The 10648-nt window shown below is 56.3% G+C and carries 7 protein-coding genes; 5 read left to right on the forward strand and 2 right to left on the reverse strand.

What is annotated here, in order from left to right; genetic code table 11:
• Window positions 1-17: 17 nt before the first annotated feature.
• Window positions 18-1520 (reverse strand): lipase family protein, encoded by a 1503-nt coding sequence (locus H7R56_RS10630; protein ID WP_106930256.1) that lies wholly within the window; start codon window positions 1518-1520, stop codon window positions 18-20.
• Window positions 1521-1869: 349 nt separating this feature from the next.
• Here H7R56_RS10630 and fdnG point away from each other — a divergent pair, with 349 nt between their 5' ends.
• From fdnG to H7R56_RS10650, 4 genes are all read left to right on the forward strand, one after another.
• Window positions 1870-4923, forward strand: a complete 3054-nt coding sequence (gene fdnG, locus H7R56_RS10635; RefSeq protein ID WP_106930253.1) for a formate dehydrogenase-N subunit alpha — start codon at window positions 1870-1872, stop codon at window positions 4921-4923.
• A gap of 11 nt (window positions 4924-4934) precedes the next feature.
• Entirely contained in the window at window positions 4935-5822 is an 888-nt protein-coding gene (gene fdxH, locus H7R56_RS10640; protein WP_106930250.1) for a formate dehydrogenase subunit beta, read from the forward strand.
• Window positions 5815-6471, forward strand: coding sequence for a formate dehydrogenase-N subunit gamma (gene fdnI, locus H7R56_RS10645; RefSeq protein ID WP_182928655.1), 657 nt, complete (start codon window positions 5815-5817; stop codon window positions 6469-6471). The genes fdxH and fdnI overlap by 8 nt, the downstream gene beginning before the upstream one ends.
• Before the next feature lie 162 nt (window positions 6472-6633).
• Window positions 6634-7293, forward strand: coding sequence for an ECs1377 family protein (locus tag H7R56_RS10650; protein ID WP_106930244.1), 660 nt, complete (start codon window positions 6634-6636; stop codon window positions 7291-7293).
• Here H7R56_RS10650 and H7R56_RS10655 read toward each other — a convergent pair.
• Window positions 7253-8485, reverse strand: coding sequence for an MFS transporter (locus H7R56_RS10655; RefSeq protein WP_106930241.1), 1233 nt, complete (start codon window positions 8483-8485; stop codon window positions 7253-7255). The two genes, H7R56_RS10650 and H7R56_RS10655, sit on opposite strands and share 41 nt — an antisense overlap.
• Window positions 8486-8982: 497 nt before the next feature.
• Between H7R56_RS10655 and H7R56_RS10660 the strand changes: the two genes are divergently transcribed.
• Window positions 8983-10641 carry a ShlB/FhaC/HecB family hemolysin secretion/activation protein gene (locus H7R56_RS10660; RefSeq protein ID WP_106930239.1) on the forward strand — a complete coding sequence of 553 codons (1659 nt, stop codon included), beginning with the start codon at window positions 8983-8985 and terminating at the stop codon, window positions 10639-10641.
• Window positions 10642-10648: the final 7 nt, after the last annotated feature.

Genomic DNA, 10648 nt, shown 5'->3' on the forward strand with positions numbered 1-10648 from the left:
CGCCGTGCCTGGATCAATTACCGTGAATGACGCAGCGTTTCGCCACACCGATCGCAGTCAATCTCATGCTGACAGCGGACAGGGGTAACGCAATCCGCCAGCCAATGCGCAACATTTAATACGGCTTCGGGATGTGAATGCGTGGAATGCACCATCTCCGCGTCGCTGGCGGGCGCCAGTTTTTCTATTACGTGCGATCCCGTCGGTGTTTCCGAGGAAGAGACAAACATTTCCGGGCAAAATATCAATCGCCAATCCCCGTAGGCCAACGCTTTGGCCGCCGCGAGCCAGAATGAAAAAATGTTGATGGGCAGTGCGGCCGTTATAAGGATGTTAGCCATCTCCTGCTTTTTCTTGATGACCGTATAGAGGTGCGTGAGCCCCACGCTGATTGCGCCAATGAGAAAGACGGCAAGCCAGTCAAACTGGCCAACCGCAGCATTATAGAGGCTGAGTAAAATGAAAATCAGGTAGCTGAGAATAAAAGGCGTATGGCGATTTTTATGCGCCTCCCTGGAGGCGGCGTTTAATTGGGCTAGCACGCCAAAGCAGGATTCGTGTGCGAAACTGGCAAATCTTAATGCAGAATCGGCCTCATCGCCGATGGCGTGAAATATAGCGACCCGGCGATAATTCACGGAGTCATTTTCCGCTTCACTTTCCGCCTCATTTGCATATGACTTTCTGCAACGAGCGGTCAGCCCTATTTCAAGTAGTGCAGCCAACGGCACCGCTAACGCAAGAAAAATATAATCGGTAATGCCTATTATTTCTGCGATGACGGCGATTGGCAGCATGACGGCAAAGGTGAAGCCAAAGACGTTGGTACTCAGTAGTTTCCCTGCCGAACGCGATAATGTTTTTCTGTACAGGAACGGGGTGGAAAGTAAACACGCGCCGCGGACTTTACCCGCGATATTCGGGTAAGTATGCGACATTTCGCGAACGATATTGCCGCCGTGGCTGTGAGCAATAATATAATGATGCTGGCTGGGAGAACGTTCAATTTTCGCCGCGAGCTCCTTCGCGGCCAGGGTTCTGGCCTTCGGCGTATTCGCGCCGCTCCAGCAAAAGCGCATGAATTTGGCCGTCGGAAGTTTGTCTGCGATAGCCTGTCTCATGGCGGATCCCGGCTTTGTCCATGATGCTTCCGTTTCGAAGGTGCCGTGTACAAGATGGATGATAATCGTGCTGGCGCCGATGTCCTCATCGCTGATTGTGCCGTCAGGGATTTTATCAGCGCGCGCTGGCGTTACGCGGCGATAAAGCCGTTTGGACCATTGTTTAGCGTTGAAGTAGATAGTCAGGAATAAGTAACCGACGGCAAGCATTAAAATGAGCAGGGCGACCGGTAGGGTCAATAGACCTATTGCGAGGGTTTTCAGAATATAGAGCGCGCTGCCCTTGTAGTGTCGGCAAAGGAAATAGAGACAGGAGGTCGCAAAAAGCATGATCGGCGCGAGTAGAATACCGGTGATAATAATGGTCACGAGAACAGAGAAAGGGGCACCTGCCAGCATATTATGTCCTTTAAGCTTTCTAAGAAACGCTATTTGACGCATCGTATTCGAATAACGTCAGGTGAGTGTCTGATGTATTGCGCGGATTGTACGTGATGAGGAACAGCGATAGGGCAAGCCCTGGAAAAACGTGAGATCCTTCTGCTCAGGCGCTAATTGAATTGAAAATATTATGTTTTAACCCAGATTTACGCTGTTTTTAACAGGCGTTCGCTTATCGGGAAAACCGTGTGGCGCCTAACCGCTAGTAGGTAGTTGACAGATAACCACAATAGATTGGTGGTTATCTTGCCGAGATAGGCCGATAATGAGCCCCCTTTTCTAGTCTTAAGTTTAAGCTGGAGGTTATATGGAGCTTAATCGGAGGCAATTCTTCCGAATGTGTGCGGGCGGTCTGGCAGGGACAACTGTCGCCTCTCTTGGTTTTCTATCCTCATTTTCCGTTCAGGCGGAAACCCGTCAATACAAACTCTTAAAAGCAAAAGAGACGCGTAACAACTGTACCTACTGCTCCGTTGGCTGCGGCATGCTTATGTATAGCCTCGGCGATAACGCTAAAAATGTGAGCGAAAGTATCTACCACGTTGAAGGCGATGCGGATCATCCGGTCAGCCGCGGTTCGCTGTGCCCCAAAGGCGCTGGCGTGGTCGATTTTATCAACAGCGACAACCGGCTGCTCTACCCGGAGTACCGTGCACCGGGCAGCGATAAATGGCAGCGGATAAGCTGGGACGACGCGTTTACGCGCATCGCGCGTTTACTCAAAGACGATCGTGACGCCAACTTTGTCGTCAAAAACGCGGCGGGCGTGACGGTAAACCGCTGGGCGACAACCAGTATGCTGTGTTCCTCAGCGGCCAGTAACGAAACCGGGATTATCGACAATAAATTTGCGCGCGGCCTGGGCATGGTGGCGGTTGAGAACCAGGCGCGTCTGTGCCATGGCCCGACCGTCTCCGCGTTGGCGCCGAGCTTTGGTCGCGGTGCGATGACCAACAACTGGATTGATATTCGCAACGCCGATGTGATTCTGATTATGGGCGGCAACGCCGCAGAAGCGCACCCGGTGGGGTTCAAGTGGGTCATTGAGGCGAAGAAAAGCCGCGGCGCGAAGCTGATGGTGGTTGACCCGCGCTTTAACCGCTCGGCGGCCGTCGCCGACCTGTATGCGCCGCTGCGCCCAGGCAGCGACGTGGCTTTCCTGTCCGGCATCGTCAATTATCTGTTAAGCCACGATAAAATTCAGCATCAGTACGTGCGTGAATTCACCAACGCCAGCCTGATTGTCCGCGAGGACTACCGTTTTGATGATGGTTTGTTCAGCGGTTATGACGAAGCGACCCGCCAGTACGATCGCAGCAGTTGGGCCTATGCGCTCGACGCCGACGGTCAGGTACAGCGTGATGATACGCTAAGCCATCCGCGCTGCGTGTTTAATTTGCTCAAAGCGCACGTCAGCCGCTACACCCCGGAAATGGTGGAAACTGTCTGCGGCACGCCGCGCGAAGAATTTCTGCGCGTGGCGCAGACGCTGGCCGAAACCGCAGCCGTCAATAAAACGGCGTCAATTCTCTACGCGCTGGGCTGGACGCATCACACCAACGGCGCGCAGATCATCCGCACCGCGGCGATTGTGCAACTGCTGTTGGGCAATATCGGCATGATGGGCGGCGGGATTAACGCGCTGCGCGGCCACTCAAACGTTCAGGGCTACACCGATCTTGGCCTGCTGGATGGCTCGCTGCCGGGCTACCTGCCGCTGCCGAGTGAAAAACAGACCACCCTTGATGCGTTGCTGGCGCAGGCTACGCCGAAAACGACGCTGCCAGGCCAGGTTAACTTCTGGCAGAACACTCCGGCATTTATGGTCAGCCTGCTGAAGGGCTTTTACGGTGATGCCGCCACGGCGGAAAACCAGTGGGGCTACGACTACCTGCCGAAGTGGGATAAAAAGTACGACGTGCTCAGCCAGGTCGACATGATGGTCGGCGGCCAGTTTAACGGGCTGCTGGTACAGGGTTTCAACGCGCTGGCATCTTTCCCGAATAAAAACAAAGCCGTCGAGGCATTCTCGAAGTTGAAATTTATGGTGGTCATGGACCCGCTTGCCACCGAGACCGCCAGCTTCTGGCAGAACCACGACGAAATGAACGACGTGGATAGCAGTAAAATCCAGACCGAAGTGTTCCGTCTGCCGACCGCCTGCTTTGCCGAAGAAAATGGCTCGGTGGCTAACTCATCACGCTGGCTTCAATGGCACTACACGGCCGCCAATCCGCCGGGCGAAGCGCTGCACGATAGCAAAATTCTCGCGCATCTGTTCCTGCGCCTGCGCGAGCTGTATCGCGAAGAGGGCGGCGTGGCGCCGGAGCCGCTGATGGCCATTGACTGGCGTTATGCTAATCCGCACGATCCGCTGCCGGAAGAGATCGCCCGCGAAAGCAACGGTCGCGCGCTGAAAGATATCTATGATAAAGAGGGCAACCTGCTGGCGAAAGCCGGGCAGCAGTTGAGTACCTTTGCCCATCTGCGTGATGACGGCTCGACCAGCAGTCTGTGCTGGATCTACGCCGGGAGCTGGACGGAGCAGGGCAACCAGATGGCGAACCGCGATAACGCCGATCCATCGGGGCTCGGTGCGGTGAACAACTGGTCATGGGCCTGGCCGCTCAATCGTCGCATTCTCTATAACCGTGCCTCCGCCGACGCGCAGGGTAAACCGTGGGATGCAAAACGTCCGCTGATGCAGTGGAACGGTAAAAAATGGCAGGGGCTGGACGTCCCGGACTTCCCGCCGACGTCGGCGCCAGAAGAAAAGGTCGGGCCATTCATTATGCTGCCGGATGGCATGGGGCACCTGTTTGCGCTCAACAAGCTGGCAGACGGACCGTTCCCGGAGCACTACGAGCCGATGGAAACGCCGATTGGTACCAATCCGCTGCATCCGAATGTGGTGCATAGCCCGGTGGTGCGTCTGTTTGAAAGCGATAAAAAAACGCTCGGTAACGCGCAGGCGTTTCCGTACGTTGGCACCACGTATTCCATCACCGAATTGTTCCGCCACTGGACCAAACACGCGCGTTTGAACGCCATCGCGCAGCCGCAGCAGTTCGTTGAGATTGGCGAACAGCTGGCGCAGGAAAAGGGCATTAAGGCCGGTGATTGGGTCAAAGTCTCTTCGCAGCGCGGCTTTATCAAAGCCAAAGCGGTGGTGACCGCGCGCCTGCAAACCCTGACCGTTGCCGGGAAAGCGGTACCGACCATCGGTATTCCCTGCCACTGGGGCTTTGAGGGGACGACCCGCAAAGGGTTCCTGGCCAATACGCTGACGCCGTCGGTCGGCGACGCCAACTCACAGACGCCGGAATTTAAGGCGTTTTTAGTTAACGTTGAGAAGGCGTAAGGAGGCGAATTATGTCTATGGAATCACAGGATATTATCAAACGTTCGGCGACCAACGGTATGACGCCGCCGCCGCAGGCGCGCAACTATAAACAGGAGGTGGCGAAGCTCATTGACGTCACCACCTGCATCGGTTGCAAAGGGTGCCAGGTGGCCTGCGCCGAGTGGAACGACATTCGCGATAGCGTGGGAGAATGCGTCGGGGTGTACGATAACCCTACCGATCTGAGCGCCAAGTCATGGACGGTGATGCGTTTTAGCGAAACCGCCGTTAACGGACGGCTGGAGTGGCTGATTCGTAAAGACGGCTGTATGCACTGCGCGGATCCCGGCTGTCTGAAGGCCTGCCCATCGGCGGGCGCGATTATTCAGTATGCCAACGGGATCGTCGATTTTCAGTCAGAACACTGTATCGGCTGCGGCTACTGTATTGCCGGCTGCCCGTTCAATATTCCGCGCCTTAACCCGGAAGATAATCGCGTCTATAAATGCACGCTGTGCGTCGATCGCATCAGCGTCGGCCAGGAGCCGGCCTGCGTGAAAACCTGCCCGACCGGTGCGATTCACTTTGGCACCAAGGCGGAAATGTTGACGCTGGCCGACGCGCGCATTGAAGAGCTGAAATCGCGCGGTTATGCCAACGCCGGGCTGTACAACCCTCAGGGCGTTGGTGGAACGCACGTGATGTACGTGCTGCATCACGCCGACCAGCCTGGGCTGTACCACAACCTGCCCACGGAGCCGAAAATTGATACCTCGGTCAATCTGTGGAAAGGCATTCTGAAGCCGCTCTCCGCCGCCGGGTTTATCGCCACCTTTGCCGGGCTTATCTACCACTACGTGGGCATAGGGCCGAACAAAGAGAGCGATGACGACGAAGAGGAGGACTCTCATGAATAAGAGCAAAATGATCCTGCGTACGAAATTTATCGATCGTGCCTGTCACTGGACCGTGGTGATCTGCTTTTTCCTGGTGTCGCTTTCAGGCATTGCGTTGTTTTTCCCGACCCTGCAATGGCTGACGGAAACCTTCGGGACACCGCAGATGGGGCGTATTCTGCACCCCTTCTTCGGCGTGGCGATCTTTGTGGCGCTGATGTTTATGTTTGTGCGCTTCGTCCATCACAACATCCCGGATAAGCAGGACATTCCGTGGGTCAAAGGGATTGTTGAAGTCCTCAAAGGTAACGAACACAAGGTTGCCTACGTCGGCAAGTACAACGCCGGGCAGAAAATGATGTTCTGGACCATTATGAGCATGATTTTTGTGCTGCTGACGACCGGTCTGATTATCTGGCGGCCGTATCTTGCCGCGTACTTCCCGATTCCGGTTGTGCGCTATAGTCTGCTGATCCACGCGACGGCGGCGGTTATTCTGATCCATGCGATCCTCATCCATATGTATATGGCGTTCTGGGTGAAAGGATCGATTAAAGGGATGATCGAAGGGAAGGTGAGCCGCCGCTGGGCGCGCAAACACCATCCGCGCTGGTATCGCCAGATTGAAGACGCGGAAAACGCCGCGCAGCAGGATGCTGAATCCCGTTAAGCCTGTCTGAACCGTCGCGCCTGCTTTCCGGGGCGCGACGTGTGTCTTCGCGCCGCCTGGCGATTGAAATGATTGATCATTCTCCCCGAACGGGCTTCCGATGATCGTGCCGCGCTGGTAAAGTGAGCAACGTTGAATCACATAACCAGAAGGGTATCGACGGTGAGCGGGCGCATTGACTACCAGATTGAGAAATACCGCTTTACGGAAGCCAGCGAGAGTGCGCGCCTGACGCAGCAGTGGGCTGATGTGATGGAGGAATGCCGTACCACCGGCGCGGGGGCCGAAGAGCGCCTGCGTATTGCGCTGCTGAACGTCGATTATGTCACCAGCTTCGAGCTGCCTTTCCGCCTGTTACTGATTCGTGCCCCCCAACTGATTGCCAGCGTACGCGAGGCGTTGCCGCTGAGCCAGAAAAGCGCGGTGTTTAACGGCAAGCGTTTCGGCTGCGTATACAGCCTGAAAAGCGCGCTGAACGACGTGCCGGATACGTTTCAGTATCATCTCTCTACCCGCATTCGCCGCAGCGATGCCCAGGGGCACGGTGAGCTGCCGTATCGCGAAATCGCCCAGCAAATAAAACAGCCGCGCGAGCGTCTGCGCCTGGCGCTGGAGCAGGGGCTGACCGTGACCGCGCTGGACGGCCTGTTCTGGTTTGGGATCCAGCGTATGGCTGCCGATATTCAGCGGTTGCGCAAAACCGGCATGCGCATTACCACCGGCGAAACGGACGTGTTCGACACGCTGACCACCACCACCCGGCGGGTGCCGTTTTATCAGCTCAGCGTGGCTGCACCCGCACGGCGTTCTCAAGCCGCCTGATAGCCGGTACCAGGCTGGCGGCTGCGGTGGCGACAACCACCGCAACGGCGGCGACCATCAGCACCCGGCTGCTGCCATACTGCATGGCCAGCGGCCCGGCAACCAGTTCACCAAACGGAATGGCCACGAAGGATCCGACGGCGTCGTAGGCATAAACTCGGGCGAGTTTTTCCGCCGGGATATGCGTTTGCAGCGAATGTGCCCAGGATACGCCGAACAGGCCGAAGGCCACGCCGGTGATGAAGAAGGCGCCGGTCAGCCACGATGCGGAGGCCTGCTGGCTGAGCAGCATAATGGGTACGGCACAAAGCCCGACCAGTATCATGCCAATAAACAGATCGCGACGCGGGCGCCAGCGCAGGGCGAGGCTGGTCCCCGCTATCAGGCCGACGCTTTGGGCGGCAATGATAATCCCCCAGCGGGTGCGCCCAAACGAGGCGTCAGCGATGGCCGGTCCCAGCACCATCACCACCCCGCTGAATGCCGCATTGATTATCGTAAACTGAACCACGATAGCCCACACCCACGGGCGGCTGGCGAACTCTTTCCAGCCTTCTTTTAAGTCCTGCAGAATATGGCTTTGCGCCTCGCCCGTTTTAATCGCGCTGGCGCGAATCAAAAAATAGAGCGGCGCAGAAGCGGCAAAGCCCAGCGCATCAACGGCCAGCCCCCATCCAGGGCCAATCGCGCTGGCCAGAATCCCGCCCAGCGAGGCACCGATCACCGTACCGCCGTAGATACCCAACTGAATTAAACCGTTTGCCTCGCGTAAGTTTTGTGCCGGTACCGTCTGGGGGATCAGCGCGGATGAAGCGGGCAATGCGATACCCGCCGCCGCGCCGTTCAGCGCGCCGAGCAGCGCCAGGCTTAGCACCGAAGCCGAGCCGTCCAGCACTGACCACGCCACGATGGCCTGCGACACGGCGGCGGTCAGCGAGGAGTAAACCAGCACGCGACTGCGCGAATAGCGGTCAGCCAGCACGCCGCCCAGCAGCAGAAAGACAACGTTAAAGATAGACCGCGAGGCCACCACAATCCCCAGTTCCGAGACGGTACCGCCCATATCGAGGACGGCAAACGCCAGCGCGATGGGCGCAATGCTGTTGCCCAGAACGGTGAGCAAACGGGCAGTGAAAAGGCGGCGGAAGGCGGGAAAGCGGTAAGCATGAACTTTTTTATTATACGTATTCATTGTGGCACTAGGCTGTGGGTTGGCGAACGAACTGATTCGCTTGGTCGGTTATGCGAAAAAGCGGCCGCTAGAATATCACGTAAATTCAATACGTGAGGTAGGGTTGTGAGACTTTTGGCCGCGGATGTCGTGAGGGAGCCGTCATCAATGCCTGGCCAGTCGCTTTCTCGCGGGTGATGGAATAATTGACACAAGCGGTAAAGTTTTCATCGTTCGGGTCGCTATTGATTGTCGATGCACCGCGTCGAAATAGTACGCTACGGCCGGATGACGCAGTGCAGACTGCTGAAGCCTTCGTCCACCTCTGGCGACGTTGAAAAACGCGATCCCGGTGAATTTATCAACGAGACTCACGTCACGTAGAAGGCAAAAAGTTATCCATATTCATAGTGTTGCTGTTTAAAGATTTCTATTCCGCTTGTAAAGTAATCAAAATTGCAAATAAATATTACTAAACATATTTGTTTCGATAATAACAACGATATACAGGATAAGGGATGAAAGCGTTATATCAGGCAGGGATCATACTGGCAGTTAGTCAACCCATTTGGGCAGCCCCGCTGTCACCTGCCGATCGTAACAGCATCGAACAGCAGCAACAGCAGTTGCTCCTTCAGAACCAGCAGCAGCGCGAATCACTGGAGCGCGCTGTGCCACTTCGTTCCTCTCAGCCTGAACAACCTGTATCGTCATCCGGGCCGTGTTTTACCGTCAATCGTATCGTCCTTGATGGCGCCACGTTGATGGATGCCCGCAGGCAGCAGAAATTACTCTCCCCCTGGCTGAATCAGTGCCTGGATATCGCCCGCATCAATCAACTCACCAATCAGGTTTCTGACTGGTATATCAGCCAGGGATATATCACCAGCCGCGCTTTTCTGACCGAGCAGGATTTACGCTCGGGTGAGCTGCATCTGGCGATTCTGGAAGGCCGGCTGGAGAAAATCCGCATGGACGGTGCGTCCGGGCGCGAGCTGAACATGACGTTTCCAGGGCTCGAAGGCAAGATCCTTAACCTGCGTGATATTGAACAAGGTATGGAGCAAATTAACCGCGCCCGTACCACGCCGGTTCAGATTGAAATACTGCCGGGCGATAAGCAGGGATGGTCGATAGTGCATTTGACGGCGGCCCCTGAATTCCCGCTGTCGGGCTCCGTCAGCGTTGACAACAGCGGCCAGAAAAGTACGGGCGTCGGGCAAATTAACGCCGGGCTGAATGGCAATAACCTGTTGGGCCTTGCCGATAGATGGTTTATTTACGGCGGCCGTAGCAGCGCGTTTTCGAACGCAAAAGATGCACAAAATTTTGCAGCGGGCGTCAGCGTACCTTATGGCTACAGCCTGCTGGATTACAGCTACAGCTGGAACAATTACCTCAGTACCATCGAGCATAACGGCTACTTATGGCGTTCGAGTGGCGATACCGAAACACACCGCGTGAATTTGTCGCGGGTGCTGTTCCGCAACGGGGATATCAAAACGGGCGTCTCCCTCGGATTAAGCCATCGTATCAACCATAACTACCTCGACGATATCCTGCTGCAAAGCAGCAGTCGTAAACTCACCAGCCTGCTGTTCGGCCTGAATCACACTCAGAAAATGTGGGGGGGCGTCGGGACGTTTAACCCGACCTTCAGTCGCGGCATGCCGTGGCTGGATGCCGAACGCGACGGCAGTAAAAACGGTGACTTACCGAAAGCGCAGTTCCGCAAATGGAGCCTGAACGCCAGCTTTCAGCGCCCGGTGGCCGACAACCTCTGGTGGCTGGCAAGCGTCTATGGGCAGTGGTCGCCGGATCGCCTGTATGGCAGCGAGCGCATGACCCTCGGCGGCGAAAGTTCGGTGCGCGGGTTCAAAGAGCAAAGCATTTCCGGTGACAATGGCGCGTACTGGCGAAACGAACTCAGCTACACGCTGTTCACGCTGCCGGTCATCGGCCAGGTCAGCGCATTAGCCGCCGTCGACGGCGGCTGGCTGCATTCCAACAGGCTTGATGCCTATGCCGCAGGCACGCTCTGGGGCACTGCCGCAGGGCTGAGTACCGCTAACCGCTGGGTATCGACCTCGTTCACCGTTGGGCTGCCACTTGATTATCCGCACTGGCTTGAGCCGGATCACGTCAGTATTTACTACCGCGTTGCCGTCGCGTTTTAAGGGATTA

Origin of the sequence: Klebsiella sp. WP3-W18-ESBL-02 (genome assembly GCF_014168815.1) — a bacterium.
GTDB lineage: Bacteria > Pseudomonadota > Gammaproteobacteria > Enterobacterales > Enterobacteriaceae > Kluyvera > Kluyvera ascorbata_B.